This window comes from Salinibacter sp. (assembly GCF_036626415.1).
In the GTDB taxonomy this organism is placed as follows: Bacteria; Bacteroidota; Rhodothermia; order Rhodothermales; family Salinibacteraceae; genus Salinibacter.
Genome location: NZ_JAZKRW010000017.1, coordinates 1 through 22,865 on the forward strand (window position 1 = coordinate 1; position 22,865 = coordinate 22,865).

Annotated in this window: 17 protein-coding genes; 10 read left to right on the plus strand and 7 right to left on the minus strand. The window is 64.6% G+C overall.

Annotated features, from left to right (window positions below; translation table 11 throughout):
• Positions 1–295: aldehyde dehydrogenase family protein (locus tag V5A20_RS03675; RefSeq protein ID WP_332326740.1), on the plus strand; the 295-nt coding region annotated here is incomplete at its 5' end.
• A 116-nt stretch (positions 296–411) separates the two neighbouring features.
• Here V5A20_RS03675 and V5A20_RS03680 read toward each other — a convergent pair.
• The 6 genes from V5A20_RS03680 to V5A20_RS03705 form a co-directional block, all read right to left on the minus strand.
• Entirely contained in the window at positions 412–702 is a 291-nt protein-coding gene (locus V5A20_RS03680) for a hypothetical protein (RefSeq protein WP_332326741.1), read from the minus strand.
• Positions 703–898: 196 nt separating this feature from the next.
• Entirely contained in the window at positions 899–1,249 is a 351-nt protein-coding gene (locus V5A20_RS03685; RefSeq protein WP_332314480.1) for a hypothetical protein, read from the minus strand.
• A gap of 465 nt (positions 1,250–1,714) precedes the next feature.
• Positions 1,715–3,136: a malic enzyme-like NAD(P)-binding protein gene (locus tag V5A20_RS03690; RefSeq protein ID WP_332314479.1), complete on the minus strand. Its 1,422-nt coding sequence runs from the start codon at positions 3,134–3,136 to the stop codon at positions 1,715–1,717.
• 171 nt (positions 3,137–3,307) lie between these two features.
• Complete coding sequence (locus V5A20_RS03695) at positions 3,308–5,920, minus strand: 30S ribosomal protein S1 (RefSeq protein ID WP_332314478.1); 2,613 nt, start codon at positions 5,918–5,920, stop codon at positions 3,308–3,310.
• A 216-nt stretch (positions 5,921–6,136) separates the two neighbouring features.
• Complete coding sequence (gene cmk, locus V5A20_RS03700; RefSeq protein WP_332314477.1) at positions 6,137–6,820, minus strand: (d)CMP kinase; 684 nt, start codon at positions 6,818–6,820, stop codon at positions 6,137–6,139.
• Positions 6,821–6,880: 60 nt separating this feature from the next.
• A complete protein-coding gene (locus V5A20_RS03705; protein WP_332314476.1) occupies positions 6,881–7,495 on the minus strand; it encodes a hypothetical protein in 615 nt (204 codons plus the stop codon).
• A 111-nt stretch (positions 7,496–7,606) separates the two neighbouring features.
• Between V5A20_RS03705 and V5A20_RS03710 the strand changes: the two genes are divergently transcribed.
• From V5A20_RS03710 to V5A20_RS03735, 6 genes are all read left to right on the plus strand, one after another.
• Positions 7,607–8,170 carry a TrmH family RNA methyltransferase gene (locus tag V5A20_RS03710; protein ID WP_332314475.1) on the plus strand — a complete coding sequence of 188 codons (564 nt, stop codon included), beginning with the start codon at positions 7,607–7,609 and terminating at the stop codon, positions 8,168–8,170.
• A 63-nt stretch (positions 8,171–8,233) separates the two neighbouring features.
• On the plus strand, positions 8,234–10,258 hold the full coding sequence (locus V5A20_RS03715; protein WP_332314474.1) for a methylmalonyl-CoA mutase family protein: 2,025 nt from the start codon (positions 8,234–8,236) through the stop codon (positions 10,256–10,258).
• 49 nt (positions 10,259–10,307) lie between these two features.
• Positions 10,308–12,458: a methylmalonyl-CoA mutase gene (gene scpA, locus V5A20_RS03720; protein WP_332326742.1), complete on the plus strand. Its 2,151-nt coding sequence runs from the start codon at positions 10,308–10,310 to the stop codon at positions 12,456–12,458.
• A gap of 108 nt (positions 12,459–12,566) precedes the next feature.
• Positions 12,567–13,541 (plus strand): methylmalonyl Co-A mutase-associated GTPase MeaB, encoded by a 975-nt coding sequence (meaB, locus tag V5A20_RS03725; protein ID WP_332326743.1) that lies wholly within the window; start codon positions 12,567–12,569, stop codon positions 13,539–13,541.
• 96 nt (positions 13,542–13,637) lie between these two features.
• The gene (locus V5A20_RS03730; protein ID WP_332314471.1) at positions 13,638–14,141 is read left to right on the plus strand and encodes a hypothetical protein; all 504 of its coding nucleotides are present in this window, start codon (positions 13,638–13,640) and stop codon (positions 14,139–14,141) included.
• A gap of 91 nt (positions 14,142–14,232) precedes the next feature.
• Positions 14,233–16,599 (plus strand): glutamine--tRNA ligase/YqeY domain fusion protein, encoded by a 2,367-nt coding sequence (locus tag V5A20_RS03735; protein ID WP_332326744.1) that lies wholly within the window; start codon positions 14,233–14,235, stop codon positions 16,597–16,599.
• A gap of 35 nt (positions 16,600–16,634) precedes the next feature.
• Here the strand turns inward: V5A20_RS03735 and gltX are convergent, their stop codons facing one another.
• On the minus strand, positions 16,635–18,101 hold the full coding sequence (gene gltX, locus V5A20_RS03740) for a glutamate--tRNA ligase (RefSeq protein ID WP_332326745.1): 1,467 nt from the start codon (positions 18,099–18,101) through the stop codon (positions 16,635–16,637).
• 363 nt (positions 18,102–18,464) lie between these two features.
• On the opposite strand from gltX, the gene V5A20_RS03745 reads away from it, so the two are divergent.
• From V5A20_RS03745 to V5A20_RS03755, 3 genes are read left to right on the plus strand one after another with little or no spacing between them, the layout of a single operon-like run.
• The gene (locus V5A20_RS03745) at positions 18,465–20,465 is read left to right on the plus strand and encodes a peptidylprolyl isomerase (RefSeq protein WP_332314468.1); all 2,001 of its coding nucleotides are present in this window, start codon (positions 18,465–18,467) and stop codon (positions 20,463–20,465) included.
• A gap of 22 nt (positions 20,466–20,487) precedes the next feature.
• Positions 20,488–21,369 (plus strand): peptidylprolyl isomerase, encoded by an 882-nt coding sequence (locus V5A20_RS03750; protein WP_332326746.1) that lies wholly within the window; start codon positions 20,488–20,490, stop codon positions 21,367–21,369.
• A 49-nt stretch (positions 21,370–21,418) separates the two neighbouring features.
• On the plus strand, positions 21,419–22,816 hold the full coding sequence (locus V5A20_RS03755) for a peptidylprolyl isomerase (protein ID WP_332326747.1): 1,398 nt from the start codon (positions 21,419–21,421) through the stop codon (positions 22,814–22,816).
• The last annotated feature ends 49 nt before the right edge of the window (positions 22,817–22,865 follow it).

Below are 22,865 nucleotides of genomic sequence, written 5' to 3' on the forward strand. Positions count from 1 at the left end.
CGAGGCCGTGGCGGGCGCCAACGACACGAAGAACGGCCTCGCCTCCACGATCGACACCCAAGACGTGAACAGAAGCTTTCGGGCAATGCGCGACCTCGACGCAGGCATCACATACGTCAACGGGCCCACGATTGGGGCAGAGGCGCACATGCCGTTCGGGGGCACCAAGGGCACCGGAAACGGACAGCGGGATGGCGGCTACGCGGCCTTCGAGTTCTGGACCGAGCACAAAACCCTTTACGTAGATTACTCCGGTCAGCTACAAAAGGCCCAGATGGACTCGGTGGAGGACTAGCTCCTGCTCTTTGTCGAACCACTTCCCCCTGCAGTCCGGGTGGCGATGTCTTCATCGCCACCCGTTTTTCTTTGGGTCCCGAAGGCGTGTCGGTCCAAGCGACACTTCTTTCTCCCCTACTCGTCGTTTCGGAGATACTCATCAGCTTCTCGGGCCCGAACGACGGCCTTGTAGCTCTCGTCTTCCTGCTGTGCCGACCGCACAATGACATTTTCCTTGCCGAAGCGGCGGTACAGGAGGTTGCGGAGGTTTTGGATGTCGTTCTGCTCAAGGTCCGACAGAACAATCGCCTCGTCGTCACCCACCTCGCTCCACTTCTGTGCGATGGGCTCGTACTCGGATGTGCGGCCACGTCCCCCGCTCGCCCCGAGTTCGCGTTCAGCGTCTTGCTGATCCATGACTTCCATTTGAAAATCTGTGTCCATAATTCAAAGTATAATCGTTACCAAGATTCGCATAGACACGGAATTTAGAATGAAAGGCAAGGTTCCCCTCTTTTCCTTGGCTTCATTTAATGTCTACACCCACCAATTCGAATCCAAACGCACTTCATCCTACGCATCAGTGGTCCGAACCCGGATGGATATTGCCCTGGGTCCAGGCTCACGCGCCAACATTAAACATGTATCCATGCTCGATATTTCCTGCTCGTTTTCCGTCGATAAAAACGACGGATCGAAGGTGCTCAACGTGATCAAATCGTTCTTCTACTTTACAGTATGTAACTGTCGCGCCCGGAAACGCTGCCGAGAGCTCTCGGCAAGGAGCCTCTAACTTGGGATGATCCTCCAGTGCGCTCGCCACCGCAAACTTGAGGGCCGGGAGGGCCTCGTCCTCGTCCGTCTCTTCGATCGGCCGCGGCTCAAATCCATGCTCGTCGATGACCGAGTGCGAGCGGATGGCTTCAGGATCACTGGGGTTGGAAACGAGAAGATACGTGATGACAGTCGCCATCGGGACACGTCGGGAGGTCAAATGAGAAAACAACTGTGGATATTCGGATCAGTCCTGGACTCGATCTCGCTCCCCCACACAACTCCGGAGAAGGCCACCGGGGGCGCCCCATCCGGGCAGAAGTCTACGATGTGTGCCTCGCAGACATGTCGGCGAGTCGGCCCTTCAGGCGACCGACGGTTGAACCCGAGCGGTCGAGCTGTCACGTCACCCGCACTGGGCTCAGTGTCTGAAGGGGCCCCGCGAGCCGCTGTAGGGAGCTGTGGCTGCTGGTCAGTGCGGTACGCGCCCTGTCTCGGATTTCGTCGCAACAGGCCGAGCCTCGTTCGGCTGAGGCTCGAGGACTCCGGCGAGGCCGAACTGGCCCGGGCCTTCTGGATGTGCCCCACGATGCGCAGACATATCGACAGGGTCGTTGTTCGACCACGACGTTGCCAATGTGGCCTTCGGTCCATCGACGAAGGCTTACGTGCGCTTCCGGGCCAGCCCCTGCTCTCGGGCCGTCTGTGACACCGCCCTGGAGACCTGCGCCACCACGTTCTCATCGAACACGCTCGGGACCACGTAGTCCGGGGTCAGGCTCCGCTCGTCAATCGTGTCGGCAATCGCTTCGGCCGCCGCAATTTTCATCTCTCCCGTGATATCGGTCGCCCGGCAATCCAGCACGCCCTTGAACAGCCCGGGGAAGCAGAGCACATTGTTGATTTGATTCGGATAATCGCTCCGGCCGGTTGCCATCACCGACACGTGGGGATAGGCCACTTCCGGCATGATTTCCGGGCGTGGATTGGCCATCGCAAACACGATTGGGTCGCGGGCCATGCGCTTCAAGTCGTCCACGTCAAGGAGGTCCGGGACACTCAGACCAATGAAGACGTCGGCGCCCGCCACGACCTCAGACAGGGTGTCCCCCGAGGTCGACGGGGTCGTCATTTTCGCGTACTTGGCCTTCACATCGGTCAGATTGTCCCGGTCGGGCGTAACCGGGCCCTGGCTGTCGACGCCGACAATCTCCTCAACGCCCATTTGCAGGAGCATCTTGGTGACCGCAGTGCCCGCCGCCCCGATGCCGACCGTCACCACCTTGATCTCACCGAGGTCTTTTTCCACGATCTGCAGGGCATTGAGAAGGGCGGCGGCCGTTACGACCGCCGTGCCGTGCTGATCGTCGTGAAAGACGGGAATGTCGAGCTCTTCCTCCAGCCGCTCTTCCACGGCAAAGCAACGCGGCGCGGAAATGTCTTCCAGGTTGATTCCCCCGAAGACCGGCGCGATGCGACGGACGGTGTCCACTATTTCATCAACGTCGGTCGTGTTGAGGCAGATCGGAAATCCGTTCACGCCCGCAAACTCTTTTAAGAGCTGGGCCTTTCCCTCCATCACCGGAATTGCGGCCTCCGGCCCAACGTCACCCAGTCCGAGCGCGGCCGTGCCATCGGAGACAACCGCGACCGTGTTGCTCTTGATCGTGAGCCGATGGGCATCTTCGGGGGACGCGTGGATCGACTCACACACGCGGGCGACCCCAGGCGTGTATGCCATTGAAAGCTGATCGCGGGTGCGGAGGGGCGACTTGCTCTCGACCTTCAGTTTGCCCCCAAGGTGCAGCAGAAAGGTGCGATCCGAAATGTTGACGACATCGACGCCATCCAGGGTTTCCAGCTCCGACACGATCGACTGTGCGTGGTCGTCGCTGCGCGTATTGATGGTAATGTCGCGGGTCAATTCCTCCTTCTGGGCCCGCACGATGTCGATGGCTCCAATGTTGCCGCCGTGCTCGCCGATCACCGACGTAACGTTCGCAAGCATGCCGGGGCGGTTGTCGATGACCACCCGAACGGTAATCGAATGACTGGCGCTCGGGAGGTACTCTTCGGTCTCTTCCATGGTGGTGTGCGCTGTGGTGGGAGGATAGAATGGGAACGCGGAGGGCGAGATACACAGGAACTCCGCGGAAGGCACAGGCCCGTTCGCACTGAGCCCCAAAGGAAAAGGACGGCTCCCGGAATGGAAGCCGTCCTTTGAACCTCGAAACTGAGTCTCTAGCGACCTGAATGGCTAGCTGGTCACCGAGCCCGTTTCGTCATATTCAGCAAGGGCATCGGAGATTTCCTCCGCGTAGGCGGAGCCGATGCCGTCAAGCTCCGTCAGGTCATCGACTTCACGGACATCTGCCAGCGAGGTCACGCCTGCATTTTCGAGCCGCGAGACCCGCGGGAAGTTCTCCGGGAAGCCGGCCGTCTCGTCGAACGGTTCCTCTTCGTTCTCCGAGGTCGCCTCGGCGTCAGCGTCATCGTCCGTATCGGCCTCGGCTGAGGTGTCTTCGTCCGAATCAGCCTCGGCTGAGGCGTCCTCGTCCTCCGACGTCTCGGCGTCAGCGCCTTCCGCCTCCGCAGCGGCCTGTTCTTCGGCCTCCTCCTCTTCCATTTCACGGCGCAGGTCGGCCAGCCCCGAGAGCTCGCCGAGCGTGGTGGGGCCGGTGGTCGGCTCGTCCGGCTCCGGTTCCGGCTCCTGGAAGTCGCGCACGGCCTCTTCCTGCTCGCGCTGCTCCTCTTGTGCCTCGCGCTCCTCTTCGCGCTGTTCCTCGTCGCGTTCGGCTTCTTCCTTCGCCGTTTCACTGAGGACAATGTCTTTCTGGTCCTTGTCGAACCGAATGACCTGGAGCTCAAGCTCGTCGCCCTCGTGATAGTGGTTCTTGAACCCCTTCGGGCCGTCTTTCAACTCGCTCCCCGGCACAAAGGCCTCTACGTCCAGCGGAAGCTGCACAACGAGCCCCTTGTCTTCCACACGGACGACCTCTCCGGCCGTGTCGTTGCCCTCGCCGTACGCGTCGGCAAACTGGTCCCACGGGTTGGTCTTCACCTGCTTGTGGCCCAGCGAGATGCGACGCCGCTCCTCGTCGATGTTGAGGATTACGACGTCAAGCTCTTGGCCCTCGTCGACCATGTCGCCCGGGTGCCGAATTTTCTTGGTCCAGGACAGGTCCGAGACGTGAACGAGGCCGTCGATGCCCGGCTCAATCTCGACGAAGACCCCGAAGTTGGTGATGTTGCGAACCGTACCCGTCAGCACTGTGCCTGCCGGGTAGCGGTCGCTGATGCCGTCCCAGGGGTCGGGCTCAAGCTGCTTCATGCCGAGCGAAATTTTCCGCTCCTCCTGGTCGATATTGAGAATCTTGACGTCGACCACCTGCCCGAGCGACACCATTTGGCTGGGATGCTCGATGTGGCGCGTCCACGACATCTCACTGATGTGGACGAGGCCTTCGATCCCCTTTTCGATCTCGACAAAAGCGCCGTAGTTTGTGATTGAGACGACTTTCCCCTCAACCACATCGCCCTCATCGTACTTGTTGCCAATCTTTTCCCAGGGGTGGTCCCGAAGCTGCTTCAGGCCCAGGGAGATGCGCTGGCGTTCTTCCTCGTAGTCAAGGACGACGACTTCGATTTCTTGGTCGAGCTCCACGACCTCACTCGGGTGCGAGACGCGGCCCCAGGACAGGTCCGTGATGTGCAGAAGGCCGTCGACCCCGCCGAGGTCGATGAAGACGCCAAAGTCAACGATGTTTTTGACGGTGCCTTCGAGCACCTGCCCAACCTCGAGCGACTCGAGAATTTCCTGGCGCTGCTCCTCGAGTTCGTGCTCGATGAGCTCGCGGTGGGAAACGACGATGTTCTCGTTTCCAGGGTTGAGCTTGACGATCTTGAATTCCATCCGCGTCTCCAGGTACGACTCGAAGTCCCGGACCGGACGGACGTCAATCTGTGAACCCGGCAGGAAGGCCTCCATGCCGTCAAAGAGCTCCACGATCATGCCGCCCTTGATGCGGCGGATAATCGTGCCTTCGATAACCTCCTCGTTCTCGTAGATCTCTTCGACGCGCTGCCAACGGCGAACCTTGTCGGCCTGCTCCTTCGAGAGCACAAGCTGGCCGTCGCGGTCCTCCTTCCGCTCCAGGTACACCTCTACGGTGTCCCCGGGACGGATCTCGTCCTCCCCAAACTCATCGCGGGCGACAATGCCGTCACTCTTGTAACCGATGTCGATGACCACGTAGTCCTCATTGACCTGCAACACGCGGCCCTGGACGATGTCCTCTTCACGGACATCGATGGAGGTCTCGTCGACGACATCGCGGAATTGATCATAGACGGTGTCTCCCGCGGGGGCGTGCTCCTCGGTTTCGAGCTCGTCGAGGGAGACGGTCTGCCCGTAGGTTTCTCCCGTAAACCCTTGCGCCTCCTCGGTTCGCTCAAGCTCGTCGGGCGAGACGGTTTGGGTCGGCTCGTCGAGCTCCGACACGTCAACCGTAGTTTCCTCCCCAGAGGGAATCGGGAGGTCTTTGGACGCCTCTTCGACGGCCTCTTCGAGAATGCGACTCACGAAGCCGGGCTCGTCCGGAGGGGGGGCAGGGGCTTCCTCTCCTTCCTCGTCTGCGGCTTCTGCAGGAGAGGCCTCGGCGTCCGAAGACGGGTCTGCGGGGGGATCTTCGGGCTCTCCGTCCGCCGTGTTGGCGTCGGCTGCCGGCGGATCCCCGGACGCCTCCGGGCCCGCATCATCAGCGGCCGGAGTCTCGGCGTCGGCCGCGTCTTCTGCGTCGGAGGGGGAGGACTGGGAATCAACGGTGTCTTGAGGATCGTCTTTCGGTGCGACTTGCTCTTGTTCTGCCATATACGGTGTGGTAGGTTTGCGAGGCGCCAGCCATACGGCCGACGACAGGTGCAATTTGTACCTGCCTGGCCCTGACAATCCAGGAGGGATGGGTGAGAACGAATGCGGTCTGAGGCAGGAGAACCCCGGCTCAGAGGGTGTGGTCCAATGTCAGGAGCGTCTGTGAACGATGCAAGTAGTTTCTCTACAAGCAGCGATTGTATTCTCCCGGGGCTTCTACGTTCCCCGTTCTTCGTGTGCTTTAACGCGATCTACGACAAAGCCGACCTGCTCCGCAATCGTGCAGTCGGTCGTGTCGAAGACCGTGGCGTCGTCCGCACGGCGGAGGGGAGCGATGTTACGGGTCCGGTCCTGCCGGTCTCGCTCTTCGATCTCAGTGCGAACCTCGTCGAAGGTGACCTCCTCCCCTGCTGCTTCGTATTCCTGCAGCCGGCGCCGGGCCCGTTCATCAATGTCGGCCACCATGAAAATTTTGACGGGGGCCTCCGGGAACACCACGGTGCCTGTATCTCGTCCATCCAGCACCACGCCGCCATGTCGCTCGGCCTGCTCACGTCCGATTCGGCGCTGCTGCTCCACCATGTACGCCCGGACCGGCGCGAGCGTGGAGATGTCGCTGACAATGCTTCCGACCTCAGCGGTTCGAATGCGGTCGGTGACCTCTTCGTCGCCCAGAAAAACCTGCATGGCCTCGCCCTCATACTGGACGTCCACCTCAAGGGTGGGAAGTGCCGCGTTCGCCCCCGAAGGAGTGGCAGGGGCTTCGGCACGCAGAAAGCCGAGGGCCACGGCTCGATACATGGCACCCGTGTCCAGATACACATAGTCGAGACGGGCGGCGGCACGGCGCGCTGTGGTGCTTTTTCCGGAGCCGGCGGGGCCGTCGATGGTAACAATCACGTCGGGGCGTACGCAGTGAAAAGGAGTCGCGTGGGCGAAAAGGGGGCGAAAGGGAGAGAGCTACGGCTGCTGGGATTCACCGCCAACATCTTTGCTCACGACGGTGATGGGAGATGGATACTGAAACGGTCCGAACCGCGTGTTGACGGTCGGCTGCACCCGCAGCTTGATGGTTCGCGGGGGCGCCTCGCCGCCGACGGCGGTTGCGAGGTCCACGAGTCCCTGCAGGTTGTCATCGAAAAATCGGACGAGGTCGAGTTCCACATCGAAGGGCACGCCTTTGGGCTCCCCAGGCGGCAGCACGACCTCTCGCTCGAACCGGCCCGAGACCGTCTCCTTGTCTTCCAACAAGAGCGTCCAGTCCATCTGCGTGAGCCGGGCGTTGACGCTGTTGGAGGACGGGTTCTCCGCATCGAGGTGAAGGGTGAACGACAGCGGAAGGCTTCCGTCGGAGAGGGCCGAGCCCAACCGGAGGATGTCGGTCGTGCGAAGATCGTCGTAGGACTGGACCCTCGACACATCCACCCCTGCCAGGCGCGGCTGGCCCACACGATCGATCGCGAACTGGACCTTGCGCAGGTTCGCGACCTCTCGGACCGCCGTGCAGCCGGTGACCGCCATCAAGAGGACGCCGATGCCAAGTATCAGGGGCCAGCGCGAGTACATGACGAGCATGGGTCGACTCCGGTCAGTGATCCCGAGAAGAAACAGGGTTTCGTACAGCGAATTCAGGAAGGCACCTGAACGTCTCCCCTCGCTACGACAAACCTCTTCACCAGTTGCCCGATGCGCAAGCTTAGTTGGGATGAAATTGAGCGACCTGCCCCCGAGGAGGTGGCTGCGCTTCCCAAGCACCCCGTCCGGCTCGTCGTGCACAACGTCCGCTCGATCCACAATGTCGGGTCGATGTTTCGAACCTCCGATGCCGCGCGCATTGAGCACGTCCACCTTACCGGCTTCACCGGAACCCCGGCGCACAAGGACCTCCACAAGACGGCCCTCGGCGCCCAGGACACCGTCGAGTGGAGCCAGCACGACGACGCCGTTCCTCTGCTTCACGAGCTGAAAGACGCCGGCTACACGATCGCGGCGCTCGAACAGACGGATCACATGCAGCGCCCCGACACGGTGTCGGCCGATGCCTTCCCCCTCGCGCTCGTCGTGGGCAACGAGGTGCGGGGCGTCGAAACGGATGTGCTGGAGGCGGCTGATCTCGCCCTCGAGATTCCCCAGTACGGCGCTAAGATCTCACTGAACGTGGGCGTCGCCTATGGCATCGCGGTCTACGACCTGATTCGCCGCTCCCGTACACTAATCGGACCGCCCGGAAACGAGAATAGTATGGAGTAACGCTGGACCCTGGGCGCTGTGTCCTGCCGTACCGCTCCTCGCTCGCCAACAGTCCGTTTGGCCATGCCCGAACCGGAAGCGTTTTCACCGCTCTTCGATGAGTTCGATGCAGTCACGCCTGCAGAATGGCGCGAGCACGTAAAATCGGACCTCGGAGGGACGGCCCCGGAGGCATTTCTTGAATGGTCGTCTGTAGAGGGGGTATCGCGTCCGGCGTATCTCTCCCCCAACGCCCTCAGCGACGCGCTGCACACCGCCCCGGAGGACGCCGTCCCGCCCCTGGCCGACGGCGCGGACACACCGGCCAACGCGTGGACTGTGTGCCAGCCCGTTCGGCATCCCAATCCGGAGGTCGCGAGCGAGCACGCCCGGGCCGCGGCCGAGGGTGGGGCCGATGCCCTGGAGATCGGCCTCCCTCTCCCACGCTCAGATGCGTTCGGGACAGCCCTCCGCTCGGAAAACGATCTCGCCCAGATTCTCGACGGGATCGACCCGACAAGCACGTCCCTGCACCTTGGCGGAGGCTCGGCAGCCCCCGCGCTGTATGCGTTGCTCCGCGAGCACCTCGCAGGGGTCTCCCTTGATGCCGAGACGATCGAAGGGGCGGTGTTCTATGATCCTGTGGCGGCCCTGGCGTCAGGAACGGCTCCCCTAGACTCCCCCTTTGTGCTGGCCGATGACCTCGTGGCGGACGCCGCGGAGATGCCTCGATTTCGAACGGTGACCGTTGACAGCAGCGTGTATCACAACGCGGGAGCGTCGGCCGTTCAGGAACTGGCCTGCGCGCTCGGCGCCCTCGCCGAACGCCTCGCCCGAAGCACCGCGCGAGGCCTCTCCCTTCCCACACTTCTCGATGCCCTCCAGGTCCGCGTTCCCGTCTCGACCTCCTACTTTGTCGAGATGGCCAAGCTCCGCGCCCTCCGCCTCCTCGTGCCTCAGGTCATCGGCGCGTTCGCCTGCGAGGCGGACGGCTCTCTCGACGTTGGTCCCGCCGATGTGTTTGTCCACGCCACGACCTCCCGGCGCACGGAGACGATCTACGACCCGCACGTCAATATGCTTCGGGCCACCACCGAGGCCATGTCCGCCGTGCTCGGGGGGTGCGACGCGCTGACCGTTCGGCCCTTCGACGACGCGTTGCGACCGCCGGACGCGTTTGGGCTGCGCATCGCCCGCAATGCGCAACTCCTCCTGCGTCACGAGGCACACTTCGACCAGGTGGCCGATCCGGCCGCTGGGTCGTACTACATCGAAACCCTGACCGACCAACTTGCCCGACGGGCCTGGGCACAGTTCCAAAATCGTGAGGCGGAAGGCGGGATCGTCGAGTCCCTCCGCAACGGCCATCTGCACACCCAAATTTCCGAGACGCGAGACAAACGTCGTCGGGCGCTCGACGAACGGGATCAGGTGCTCGTGGGGACCACACACTATCCCGCCCTCGACGAACGCCGCCGGGACACCCTGGAGTCGCCGGAGGCCCTGTCTTCGAACGAGACACCGTCCCCCACACTCAACGCCCCGTCAACCGATGCGCTCCGGACAGCGCTCCGGAACGGGCACTCCCCCCAGGATGTGGCGTCGGCCCTCCAGTCGGAACCTTCAGGCATCGCCCCCCTGCCCCAAGTCCGGCTCGCCGACGGGGTTGAGACAATCCGCCTCCGGACCGAAGAATACGCGGAGTCTCGGGACGGACCGCCCCGGTTTTTGCTTGCGCCGATCGGCCCGCCCGCCGTCCGGAGCGCCCGGGCGACCTTCTGCCGCAACTTCCTGGGCGTGGCGGGGTTTGCGATCGACACCCGCCTCAAGTTCGAGTCCGTCGACGCGGTGGCCGAGACGGCGGTCGCGCAGGACGCCGACGCCGTGGTTCTCTGCGGCGCCGACGACGACTACGCCGCCCTCGCCCCCGCGCTCGCCGCGGCACTCTCCGATCACGGCCACGAGGCCCTTCTCGGGATCGCCGGCGCCCCCGACGACACCGACGTGGGCGACGCCGCCGACTTCTTTCTCCATCAGGGAAGGCCCTTAACACAGACCCTTACTGCACTGCAGAACGACCTCGGAATTCCGACGGAGGAAGCCCCCTGACGCTCCCAAGTGCCCTACCTTCAACGCCTGGTCCCGATACGTCACCGCCATGCGCCCTGACTTTCCCAACATCGATTACGATCCGCCCCGCGAAGGCGAGGCGACGGCCGAAGATGCACCCTGGTCGACGCCCGAGCAGATTGACATCGAGCCGATCTACGGCCCCGGCGCGCTCGACGACCTCGACCACCTCGACTTCGACTCGGGCCTGCCCCCGTACCTCCGCGGGCCGTATACGACCATGTACAAGTTTCGGCCGTGGACCATCCGGCAGTACGCGGGGTTCTCGACGGCGGAGGAGTCCAACAAATTCTACCGTGAGGCCCTCGCGTCCGGCCAGAAGGGGCTCTCGGTGGCGTTCGACCTGGCCACCCACCGCGGCTACGACTCCGACCACGACCGGGTGCGGGGCGACGTGGGCAAAGCCGGCGTCGCCATCGATACCGTCGAGGACATGAAACGCCTCTTCGACGGCATCCCGCTCGGGGATGTCTCGGTCTCGATGACGATGAACGGAGCAGTGCTCCCCGTGATGGCGTTTTACATCGCCGCCGCGGAGGAGCAGGGCGCGGCCCACGAAGAGCTGGCGGGCACCATTCAGAACGATGTCTTGAAGGAGTTCATGGTGCGCAACACCTACATCTACCCCCCGCAGCCGTCCATGCGGATTGTGGGAGAGATTTTTGCTTACTGCGCTGCGGAGATGCCGAGGTTCAACGCCATCTCGGTGAGTGGATACCACATGCACGAAGCAGGCGCGCCGGCGGACCTGGAGTTGGCCTACACGCTGGCCGATGGCCTGGAGTACCTCCGCACCGGGCTCGACGCCGGCCTCGGGATCGATGACTTCGCGCCGCGGGTCTCCTTCTTCTGGGCCATCGGGATGAACCACTTTATGGAGATCGCCAAGATGCGGGCCGGGCGCCTGCTCTGGGCCAAGCTTGTGAAGCAGTTCGACCCGGACACCCCCAAGTCGATGGCGCTGCGGACCCACTGCCAGACCTCCGGCTACAGCCTCGCCGAGCAGGACCCGTTCAACAACGTGGCGCGCACGACGATCGAGGCGATGGCCGCGGCGTTCGGCGGCACGCAGTCGCTGCACACGAACGCGCTGGACGAGGCCATCGCCCTCCCGAGCGCGTTTGCTGCCCGGATCGCCCGCAACACGCAGCTCTACCTGCAGGACGAGACCGACATCACGGAGGCCATCGACCCGTGGGCAGGTTCTTACTACGTGGAATACCTCACCGGCGCGTTGGCCCGGCGGGCGTGGACCCTGATCCAGGAAGTGGAGGAAAAGGGCGGCATGACCCGCGCCATAGAACAGGGCCTCCCAAAGCGCAAGATCGAGGAGGCCGCCGCCCGCAAGCAGGCCCGCATCGATACCGGCGCCGAGACGATCGTGGGCGTGAACGATTTCCGAACGGAGACCGACGAGCCGATCGAGCGACTGGAAGTAGACAACGAAGCCGTCCGGCGGGCGCAGCTGAAACGGCTCGACCGCATCAAAGAAGAGCGCGACGACGACGCGGTCCGAAACGCGCTGAACGCCCTGACCGAATGCGCCGAGACGGGCGACGGCAACCTGCTGGCGAGAGCCGTGGAGGCGGCCCGCAGGCGCGCCACGCTCGGCGAAATTTCGGCGGCCCTGGAAGACGTGTTCGGTCGCCATACGGCACGGACGGAGACCATCTCGGGGGTGTATGCCTCGGAGGCCGGCACGAACGAACACTTCCATGCGGCCCGCGACCGGGCCGATCGCTTCGCCGATGTGGCAGGTCGACGCCCCCGCATCATGGTGGCGAAAATGGGCCAGGACGGGCACGACCGTGGCGCGAAAGTGATCGCGACGTCGTTTGCCGACATGGGCTTCGACGTCGATGTGGGTCCTCTCTTCCAGACGCCGAACGAGGTGGCGCGCCAGGCCGTGGAAAACGACGTCCACATTCTCGGCATCTCCAGCCTCGCCGGGGGACACAAGACGCTTGTGCCGGAGGTGATCGACGCCCTGGAGCAGTACGGTCGCGACGACATCCTCGTGGTTGTGGGGGGCGTGATTCCACACGACGACTACGAAACGCTCTACGACCAGGGCGTGGCCGCCATTTTTGGCCCTGGCACCAACATCTCGGAGGCCGCCACTCAGATCCTCGACGTGCTCCTCGACCGGCACGACGAGGACGCGCCCGTCGAGGCGTAACCGATCGCCGATCTCCTCCGCAGGCACCTGCCTCCCTTTCGCGTCGTGGCTCCCCTGAACCCCAATCTTCACGATCAGTCTTCTCCGTCTCACTCGGCCCCCCAATCGGTGGCCGACTATGTGACCGGCGTTCTCAACGGGGACCGCGTGACGCTGAGCCAGGCCATTACCCTTCTGGAGAGCACCCGGCCGGACCACCGCGACACTGCCCGGGCGGTCGTGGAGGAGTGCCTGCCCCACAGTGGCGACTCGATCCGGGTGGCCGTGACGGGCGTGCCGGGCGTAGGCAAGAGCACGTTCATCGAAACCCTCGGGCAACGGCTCGTGGCGAAGGGGCGTCGCCTCGCCGTCCTGACGATCGACCCCAGCAGCGAGCGGTCGCGGGGCAGCATTCTCGGCGACAAGACCCGGATGGGCACCCTGGCCTCCGAGGAGGGCGCCTTCATCCGCCCCTCCCCTACCGCCGGGACGCTTGGGGGCGTGGCTCCTCGCACCCGTGAGGCCATTCTGCTGTGCGAGGCGGCCGGCTACGACACCGTGTTCGTCGAGACGGTGGGCGTCGGGCAGTCGGAAATCAGTGTGCGTTCGATGGTCGACTTTTTCCTGCTTCTCGCCCTGGCCGGCGCCGGAGACGAGCTGCAGGGCATCAAGCGGGGCATCGTGGAGGTGGCCGACGCCATCGCCATCACGAAGGCCGACGGGGACAACCGAGACCCGGCGGAGGCGGCCCGGGCCGAGTACGAAAAGGCACTGCGGCTTCTATCAGACCCGGACTCCGGGTGGGAGCCGCCCGTACGCACGTGCTCGGCACAGACCGGCGCGGGCATCGACGACGTGTGGAGCACCGTGGAGCGGTACCGGGCCTACACACAGGAGACGGGCTTCTTCGAGAAGCAGCGCCGCCGACAAGCGCAGCACTGGATGGAGCGGGCCATCGAGCAGCGGCTGCGCGAGGAGTTTTTTTCCAACCCCGAGGTGCAAGCGGCCCAGGAGGACGTGGAAGCAGCAGTCCGAGACGGCCGTCTCAGTTCTTTGGCCGCCGCCGAGCAACTGTTGTCGATCCACCGGGACTCGACGGGCTGAAGCCCAATCCAGCCCGCCGTACCGGAACGTTCGACTCATTAAATCTTTATAATATCGGCTGCAGAACTTGCCTGCCCGGTATTCTTTCCTCTTGTCATGCCGCGGTTCTGTCTCTTACGGTTCGCACTTCTACTCGTCTTTGGGGCGGGACTCGTGGTGGGCGGCTGTGCCTCCTCTCGTTCGACGCAGGACGAGGCGGCAGCCCGGACTGCAGTGGTGGGCACCTGGACGTACGAGGTCCGGGGCGTCGCCCCCCTTGACCAGGGCCGATTCCGCATCACCACTCAAAACGGCGACCTGCGGGGCATCGTCCGGGATCGGCGGCTCGGTCGGCTCCGTGCCCGCGTGGAGGTGCGCGACACGCGACTGCAACTCACGATCGATGACCTTCGGATATCCGGGTTCGTCGAGGACGATCAGTTTACCGGATCCCTCCGCCGGTCCCAGTGGACCGTAACGGCCCGACGCCAAACCCGCACCCGATCGCGATTCCGCTCGGCCTCCCTGTTCGCGCAACGTGTCCGAAGCGCCGCCGCGGTGGACAAGCCGGAAATTCTTGACTGTCGGTCCCTCTTGCGAGAGGCCAGCGGGTGCGACTGAGCCGTGCGGCGTGGATCTTTCAGGAAGCCCCTGGCTTTCAATGGTCTAACGGTTTTCGAGAATCGCCCCGCATCAACCCTCTCACCCCTTCGTGAGCACGTCGGACCCCTCCACTGAGCACTCGCGCGACAACTTCATCTACGACATCATCGACGAGGACCTCGAAGAGGGAACCTACGGCGACCGGGTCGTGACCCGGTTCCCCCCCGAGCCGAACGGCTACCTGCACATCGGCCACGCGAAGTCGATCGTCCTCAATTTTGGCATCAAGCACGACTACGCCGACCGGGCCGACACGCAGTGCCACCTCCGGTTCGACGATACGAACCCCAAAACCGAAAGCCCCGAGTACGTAGAGTCGATCAAGGACGCGGTGCAGTGGCTGGGGTACGACTGGGAGGAGCACGAGTACTACGCCTCCGACTACTTCGAGCAGTTCTACCGGTACGCGGTCAAGCTCATCAAACAGGGCGACGCGTACGTCGACAGCCTCAGCGAGGAGGAGATCCGCGAGTACCGGGGGACGGTGGATGAGCCCGGCACCCCGTCGCCGTACCGGGATCGCTCCGTCGAGGAGAACCTGGACCTCTTCCGCCGAATGAAGGCGGGCGCGTTCGACGACGGGGAGCACGTGTTGCGGGCGAAGATCGACATGAGTTCGCCGCACATGATCATGCGGGATCCCCTTCTCTTCCGCATTATGCACGCGTCGCATTATCGTCGGGGGGACGAGTGGTGCATCTACCCGATGTACGACTACGCCCACCCCCTGGAGGACGCCATTGAGGACATTACCCACTCCCTATGCACGCTGGAGTTCGACAACAACCGGCGCGTCTACGACTGGGTGATGGAGCACTGCCTGGAGGACGACGACATCCCGTCTCGCCCCCGGCAGTACGAGTTCAATCGGCTAAACCTCGGCTACACGGTGATGAGCAAGACCAAGCTCCGTCACCTGATTGAGGAAGACCTGGTCGGCGGCTGGGACGATCCGCGTCTCCCCACGATTTCGGGGCTGCGTCGCCGGGGCGTGCCGCCGAGCGCCATCCGGGCGTTTTGCCGCAAGGTCGGCGTCACCCGGTCCCAGAGTCGGGTCCAGATCGGCCACTTCGAGCACGCCCTCCGCGACGACTTGAACCCGACGGCCCCGCGGGTCATGGCCGTGCTCGACCCCCTGAAGGTGACGGTCACAAACTGGGACGAGGACGAGGTCGACTGGATCGACGCAAACCACTGGCCGCGCGACATTGACAAGGACGAGACGCGGCCCGTGCCCTTCACCCGAGAATTTTACATCGAGCGGGACGACTTTCGGGAGGACCCGCCCGAGGACTTCATCCGGCTCGCCCCGGGGCGCGAGGTGCGCCTGCGTCACGCCTACTTCTTCACGTGCGAAGAGGTCGTGCGGGACGCGGACGGCACCGTGACCGAGCTCCGCGGTACCATCGATCCCGACACGCGCAGCGGCACCGCCCCGGACGGCCGCTCGCCGGACGGCACGCTGCACTGGGTCTCTGCCACCCACGGGGTTCCGTTCGAGGCGCGCCTCTACGATCGTCTCTTCGAGGTGCCCGATCCCGACGCCCGCGAGGACCACTTCACTGAATTTCTCAACCCGAACTCGCTCGACATCCGACAGGGGATCCTCGAGCCCGCCGCGCAGGAGCTCGACGCCGACGAGCGGGTCCAGTTCGAACGACAGGGCTATTTTTGGCCGGACCCGGAGGACTCCCGCCCCGACGCCCTGGTGTACAACCAGATCGTTCCCCTCCGCGACACCTGGGGCGAGGACGAGGACGGACTCAGCGAGGCAGAGCTGGAGCGGCGGCGACGGGAGAAGGAACAGCGCAAGGAAAAACAGCGACGGCGCTCGCTGGAAGGCAAAACCGACCCCGTCGAGTACCTCGACGACCATCAGCGGGACCGGTTTGATCGGTACAGCGGTCCCCTCGGGCTCTCTCGGGACGATGCCGCCGCCATCGCCGGCGACGACACCCTCGCCACCTTCTTCGACGAGGCGCGCGACCACTACGACGCCCCGGAGCCGCTCGCCAACTGGATCGTCAACGTGCTGCTCGGCGCACTGAAGACCCGGACGCTGGAGGACCTGCCGTTCGGTCCCGACGCGTTTGCCGCGCTCGTCCGCCTCGTGGACACGGACGAGATCACCAGCCGGGGGGCCGACGAGGTGTTCGACGTGCTCCTCGAGGACGGCGGCGCCCCCGGAGCGATCGTTGAGGAGCGCGGCCTCCGACAGGTCGACGACACCGAGGCGCTCGCAGACGTCATCGCGGACGTCATCGCGGACCATCCGGACGAGGCCGCCCGCTACCGCGACGGCAAGGAGGGCCTCATCGGCTTCTTTATGGGCCAGGTGATGCAGGCCACCAGCGGCTCCGCCAACCCGGAGCTGGCCCGGGAGCTACTGCGGAAGGAGCTTGAGGGCTCCGCGTGACCGGTCACGTGCTGCCGATCAGTAGCCCCCTTCCGCTATCCCAGCGCCTCGACGGCCCGCCGCATCCGCTGGATGCAATCGTCCTTCCCCACGGCGGCCAGCAGCCCGAACACGCCGGGGCCGTACGAGCGACCGCTGACGGCGAGACGGGCCGGATGGATAATCGCGCCCGCCCCTACGTCTTTCTCATCGGCCAGGTCGCGGAGCTCCGCTTCCACCGTATCCGTGTCGAACGTATCGACCGCCTCCAGCCGGTCGGCGTAGGCGAGCAGAAGATCGGCGGACTCGTCCTTCCAGCGCTTCTCGACACCGGCCTCCTCGTACTCCTCAGGGGCTTCAAAGAAGTACCGGTTTTCGGTCACCACTTCCGGCGCTACCTGGATGCGGTCTTGCACCAGTCCACAAATCGTACGGAGGCGGTCGTCATCCACCTCGTAGCCCTCATCCTCCACGTAAGGCCGGGCCTTCTCCGCGAGTGCCTCGACGGAAAGGTCCCGAACGGAATGCTCGTTGACCCAGCGGAGCTTGTCGAGGTCGAACTGCACGCCACTGGCGCCCACGCGGTCGAGGCTGAACGCCTCCACCATCTCGTCCAGGGCGAAGAGCTCCTCCTCCGTGCCGGGACTCCAGCCCAGGAGCGCCAGGAAGTTGAGGAGGGCCTCCGGCTCGTAGCCCGCCTCTCGGTAGTCCGTGACGTAGACCGGAATGCCCAGTTCATTGGCGTCCCGCTTTGAGAGCTTTCCGCCGTTCGGGCTCAGGATCAGCGGGAGGTGCGCGAAGGCGGGCGGCTCCCACCCCAGTGCGTCGTACATGAGCACGTGCTTCGGGGTCGAGGAGAGCCACTCCTCCCCCCGAATGACGTGCGAGATGTCCATGAGGTGGTCGTCGACAATGTTGGCCAGGTGGTAGGTCGGCATCCCGTCGGACTTCACCAGCACCTGGTCGTCGATTTCCGAGGTGTCGAACGACACCGTGCCCCGGATCTCGTCCTCGACCCGCACCGACTCTTGTCGGGGGACCTTCAGCCGAATGACGTGGTCGTCACTCTCGTCGAGGAGGCGCTCGACCTCCTCGTCGGGCAGGGTCAGCGAGTTGCGCATCTGCCGACGCGTCGATCCGTCGTACGCGCCGTGCGTCTCCCGCAGTTCGTCGAGCTCTTCTTCCGTGTCGAACGCATAGTACGCCCGCCCAGCCTCGACGAGCTCTCGGGCGTACTCGTGGTAGTGCTCGGTGCGTTCGGACTGGCGGTACGGGCCGTAGGCGCCGCCCTGCTCGGGCCCCTCGTCGTACCCGAGCCCCGTCCACGAGAGGGCCTCCCGAATGTCGTCCTCAGCCCCTGACTCGTAGCGGGCCCGGTCGGTGTCTTCAATCCGCAGTATGAAGTCGCCGTCGTGCTTACGAGCGAAGAGGTAGTTATACAGAGCCGTTCGGAGCCCCCCGATGTGGAGACGACCGGTCGGGCTGGGGGCGAAGCGAACACGAACAGAAGGATCGGAAGCCATTGTGCGCAGGGACAATGCGTGCAGGGAGAATGAGGCCAGGCCAAACGCTGCCGGTTCTGTCGCGTGGACGGATCCACACGAATACGAGGTTGGCAAGACGCAAAATTTGTAGAATGCATCCTGCCCCCAGTTCCTCCACAATCGGAAATTGGCTGGGGATTTGCGAAGCGCTCCCCCGGACCCCTTCGTCTTTTTCTCTGCATCCGTCTACGATCCCGAGCGCCACGACGCATCTCGTATCAATCCCGGATGCAAACCTTGACGCTGGGTTGCACTCTGCGGGGCGGGTTTGCTAACATTCGGATGCTTCCTCGGCGTTTGATCTACAGCCGGCACACTGTCCTGCATCGTCCGCTGCACCTCATGCCTCTCCTCAGACGCACGCTCGGAATTGTCATCTTCGTCGCTCTCGGTGTCGCCTGCAGTGCCGGCCCGAACACGAGCCAAGCCCCCGACGCGGCCTCCGCATCAGGCGACGCAGTGGTTGCCCGCTACGCCGACACCGTCATCACGCGGGCCGAACTGGACTCGGCGTTCGTTGACGCAGCGGGCGGCCCCGAGGCCGCGGCCGATAGCTCCCTCCGCGCCTACCGGGACTTCCTCGATCGGTACCTCAACTTTCACCTGAAGGTGCGCGCCGCCCGGGACGCCGGACTGGATACCCTCCCGCGCGTGCAAGCAGACATCCACGACTATCGACAACAGCGGGCGCGGCCCCAGCTCCTGCGCGACGAGGTGTACGAGCCGCTCGCGCGCACCTTATACGAGCGCCGAACGCAGTCCGTGGACGTGAGCCACATCCTGGTCCGCCCCAGCTCGTCCCAAGACACCCTCACGGCCTACCGAACGGCCCAGGCAATTGCCGACTCGGTCCGGCGGGGCGTCCCCTTTAGCCATCTGGCCGTCCGCAATTCCGACGACCCCTCCGCCCGGAAAGAAGGCCGCCGCGGCTACCAGGGTCGGCTCGGCTACCTCCAGGCCGGAGAGATCGCAAAGCCGTTTGAGGACCGAATGTACGCCCTCTCTCCGGGCGAGACGAGCGATGTCTTCCGGACCAAGTTTGGCTACCATATTTTAAAGGTGCATGATCGGCGGCCTGCGGAACCCCCGGTCGAGCTTGCCCACCTCCTGCGCCGCCCGCAGGACGACACCGCCGCAACCCGCCGCCTGCTCGACTCTCTCCGGACGGCGCTCTTGGATGGTTCTCTGTCGTTTGATGCGGCAGCCCGGAGGTATTCTCAGGATCAACAGTCGGCGTCGAGAGGGGGATCCCTCGGCGAGGTCGATCCTCGAGCGCTTCCCCCTGCCCTTCGCAGCGCCGTGACGGCGCTGGATTCGGTGGGCGCGATTTCGGGGGTCGTCCAGAGCCGGTTGGGGGCTCACCTCCTCAAGCTCACCGGCCGACAGGAGCAGCAATCCTTCAACGAGGCGTACGACGACCTGAAGGGTCGCGTTGTCGGCCAGCCGCGTGCAGAACGCCGCCGGGCGGCCTTCGCCCGCACGGTCCGCGCAGAAGCCGGAGCCGCCGTGGACACGACTCGCCTCCTCGAGGCCGCTCGGGTCGCCTCGGTCGACTCCCTCGCCCGCCCGCTCCTCACGTACACCGACACCCTGTCGCGGCCCAGTTCTCAGGTGGCCACCCTGGGCGACTCCGCCTACACCGCCGCCCAGATGGCGCGCCACCTCATGCAGGCTGACGGGGGGGCACAAATGACGATTGCGGGCCTGACCGAGTCGTTTCTAAATGAGAAAGCCATTCAATACGCCGCCACGCGTCGGGCCTCCAACAATCCAGCCCTCGCCCGAGACATCAGGACCTACCGAGACGGGACGCTTCTTTTCCGCTTCATGCAGGACTCAGTCTGGACGGCTGCGGCCCGGGACACCGCGGGCCTGCGAAGGACGTACCGTCAGAACCGCACGGAATACCAGTTTCCGGAGCGCGTGCGGGCCCTCGCCCTTCGCGCCCCTGCCGACTCGCTCCTCCAGCCCTTCGCCACGCGCTACCGTCAGGACGCTTCAACGGCGGCCGTTCTCGACGCTGCCGCACGCGACTCCCTCGTGTCCACCGACACCGTGTACGTCACCGACCGGTCCGCCGAGGCCTACCGGCCGGTTCGCACCGCCACCGACGGGGAGGCGATCGGCCCCGCGGCTCAGGGAGACGAGTGGCTCTTGTTGATCCGCGATGCGCGCCTTCCGCCACGGCCCATGCGCTTTGAGGAGGCCCGGAGCCGAGTCGTACAGGACCACCGAGCCCGCCTAGAACAGCGGGTGGTGCGCGATCTGCGGGAGCGATACGACGCCAAGACGGTTCCGGAACGCCTTCGCCGTCCAGTCAGTGACGATCCCTCCGCTCGTTAAGTATCCGGCTGCCTCTTCGCTCATGACATTTCTGCGCCCGCACGCCGATGCCCTGTGTAGTGCAGTCGTTGCCCTCGTTTTTCTTCTCGCAAGCACCGGGCTGTCCGGCTGCCAGTCGCCCACCCCACCCAGCTCCTACGCTGCCCGCGTCGGGTCGCACTACCTCACCGAGGCCGACCTCGCAGAGATGCTCGCCACCATGGGCCCTGTGCGCGACTCTGCGGAGGCCCGGCGCCAAGCGATTGATCAGTGGGTCACCCGCATGCTTCTATACCGGGAGGCCGAGCGGCTAAACCTCGACGCCGACGAGGAGGTGCAGCGGCTGCTGCAGCGGCAGCGACGGTCCGTGCTGGCCTCGGCCGTGCGCTCCCGTCTCGCGGAGAAGGCCGACGTGCGCCCCACGGCCGCGGAGGTGCGCACCTACTTCGAGCGTCACAAGGAGCAACTGCGGCTTCGGGAGCCGTACGTGCGGATCCAGTACCTGGCCACGGCGGACCGCGCAGCAGCACGGACCGTCCGGCGGGCGTTGCGCACGCCCCCCGCTCCGCCCGATACCACGTGGGCCCGGCTCGTCGCGGAGTACGCCGTGGACACAACTCGGGCGCGACAGTTGTCGCGGGGATTCGTTCCTCAGGGCCGTCTCGACCACCAAGTGCCAGCCCTCGCAGATCGGATCGACGGCCTCCAGGAGGGGCAGACCACCCCGATCGTGGAGGCCAGCGGGCGCTACCACGTGCTCCGCCTGGACCGCCGGATCCCGGCGGGCACCCCCCCAGAGCTCGATTGGGTGGAGGCCGAGATCCGGCGCCGCCTCCGAATTCGCGCCCGGAAACAGACCCACGCAACCGAGGTTCAACGCCTGCGCAACAGAGCCCAGGCCAACGGGGCCCTCGAGCTGCCATGACCCCTCCCGCCCCGTTGTTCATCGCCCTTCGAATACGAGTCGCAGCTGCATGCACCACCTGTATCGCGTTCTCTCACCTTCCTCTTTTGGAGACGGCGCAGGCGCACTCCTCGGCGTACTCTTTCTGTTCGCCAGCCTGGCTCCTGCCCCCGTCCACGGCCAGAATGCACAGGTGGTGGACCGCATCGCCGCCGTCGTGGGGGATGAGATTGTGCTCAAGTCCGAGGTCGACCAGCTCGTCCGTCGGCAGACCCAGCAGCGTAATGTCTCGTATTCGAACGACCTTTGGATGCAGGCCCTCCGGCAGCTGGTCGACCAGAAGCTCTTGGCCGAAGAGGCGCGGCGCGATACGACCGTTACCGTGTCTGATCAGCAATTGACCAATCAGCTCGATCGACGGGTCGAGCAACTCACGCGCCGCGCAGGCGGCGAGGAGCAGCTCGAACAGGCGTACGGCAAGAGCCTCCTCGAAATCAAGGAGCAGTTCCGAGAGGACCTTCGGGGCCAGATTTTGTCCCAGCAGCTCCGGCAGCGTCGCATGCAAAACATTGACATCACGCCCAGCGAGGTGCGTCAGTGGTTCGAGCGAATTCCTCAGGACTCGCTGCCCCAGCTCCCCAAGACCGTTCGCCTTTCCCACATCGTGCGATATCCGAAGCCCACGGAAGAGGCTCGGCAAGAGGCAAAGTCTTTGATTTCGTCCATCCGGGATTCCATTGTCAGCGGCGGAGCGTCCCTTGAGGCCATGGCCCGTCAGTTTTCTGCGCCGGACGCCGCGGGCTCTTCGTCCGGCGGCCTCACCAACGTGAACCTCGATGATCTCGTCCCGGAATTTGCCGCGGTCGCGTCCCGCACCCCCGTCGGAAAGGTGTCCCAGCCCTTTTACAATGACAGCCAAAATGGCTTCCACATCCTTCGAATTGACTCGAAAGACGGGAGCACGGTGGACCTCCACCACGTCCTCATCAAGCCCGACGCCCCCAGCGGCGAGCGGGCCAAAGAATACCTGAGCGCCGTTCGTGATACCCTTCTCAACGATGACGACGTCCCCTTCGAGCGCATGGCTCGGCGCCATTCCGAGGAAGACCGCACGGCCCAAAACGGCGGCCGTGTGACCGATCCGGAATCCAATACGCGTGATCTGGTGCTGGATGCCCTCGGCCCCTCCTGGACCCGCACCATCCGCAATCTTGAGCCTGGGGAGATCAGCCGCCCCACACGTGTGCAGCTGCTCAATGGAGACGAGGCCTACCACATCGTGCGCCTCGAGCGGCGTGTGCCGGCCCATCGTGCCAGCCTGGAGACGGACTACGAACGCATCCGCCAGCTTGCCCTTCAGGACAAGCGCAGTCGGAAGATGCGGGAGTGGACCGACCAACTCCGAGAGGAGATCTACGTGGACGTCCGAATTACCGAGTCCGAGCTAACGGCCGTGCGCCGCCGCTAGTGCGTCGGTCTTTTCGCCCCCGATCTTCGCGCCGGTTCGGGCCCCGGGC